The organism is Pseudomonas sp. HMSC057H01 (genome assembly GCF_001836405.1).
Classification (GTDB): Bacteria; Pseudomonadota; Gammaproteobacteria; order Pseudomonadales; family Pseudomonadaceae; genus Pseudomonas; species Pseudomonas aeruginosa.
In genome coordinates this window covers 1-776 of the sequence record NZ_KV828378.1, presented here as the reverse complement: position 1 = coordinate 776, position 776 = coordinate 1, and the positions used below count along the sequence as shown (strand labels likewise).

1 protein-coding gene and 1 pseudogene are annotated in these 776 nt (G+C 44.7%); both read left to right on the top strand.

The window, feature by feature from the left end; translation table 11 throughout:
* A pseudogene (locus HMPREF2581_RS31465) lies at positions 1-273 on the top strand (CdiA family toxin C-terminal domain-containing protein); the annotation flags it as partial.
* A gap of 11 nt (positions 274-284) precedes the next feature.
* A complete protein-coding gene (gene cdiI, locus HMPREF2581_RS00485) occupies positions 285-653 on the top strand; it encodes a ribonuclease toxin immunity protein CdiI (RefSeq protein ID WP_031632441.1) in 369 nt (122 codons plus the stop codon).
* The last annotated feature ends 123 nt before the right edge of the window (positions 654-776 follow it).

The window sequence follows — 776 nt, the reverse complement described above, 5'->3', positions numbered from 1 at the left end:
TATAGTAGTAAAAATAAATCTGTCCCCTTTTTCCTTTATGATCGGGCAGGGAATATTGTTGAATTTAAAGACAAAATTTCCCGAAAACTGTTTATGATCCGAAAATTTACTGATCAGGGAATCCTTGATCTAGGGCAGCAGGCCGCAGCTGGCGGCTATAAGGGCGCGCTATCTAAAGGGCTGAGTCAATATGACTCTGTTGCCGGGGGTGTCACTTTTAGGGTGTATTTAGATAAGTTCACAGGAGCGGTGACAAGTTTCCACCCGAAGTAAAGGAGGTGCTTGTGAAAGAATTGTTTGGTCAGCCATACAGCGAGTCAGACCCTTATTGGGTCGTTAAAGGGTATTTTGACAGGATGTATGATGATGGCTACTTCATTGAGGCGGTTGGCTATATCGTGAAGAGATGGGGGTTCAGTACGGATGGGGCGTACTGTAACTTCCCTGATGAAAATAGTCCGTTTGATGAGGAGCACTTCGAGGGGGTTGAGTTTTCTTATGGCTATCCCCCGAAGGATGAAGACACCATTGTTGTGAGCGAGGCTGTTTGTTCTAAGTTCATTCGGCTCGCTTGTGAAAAGTATCTTCAGCGCCATCCTGAAGATACTGAGAAAGTAAAAGAGCTTTTAGATAAACTCTCTTTCTGGTCGTAAAGGGACAGATCTGAATGGTACTTACTTAACCCTTTTCGGATGACCGTGCTTCTTGATCGCTGCCCGAGAGAGCATAAAGGGGACACGAGCATAAAGGGGACAGATTTATTTTCCCTACTCTAA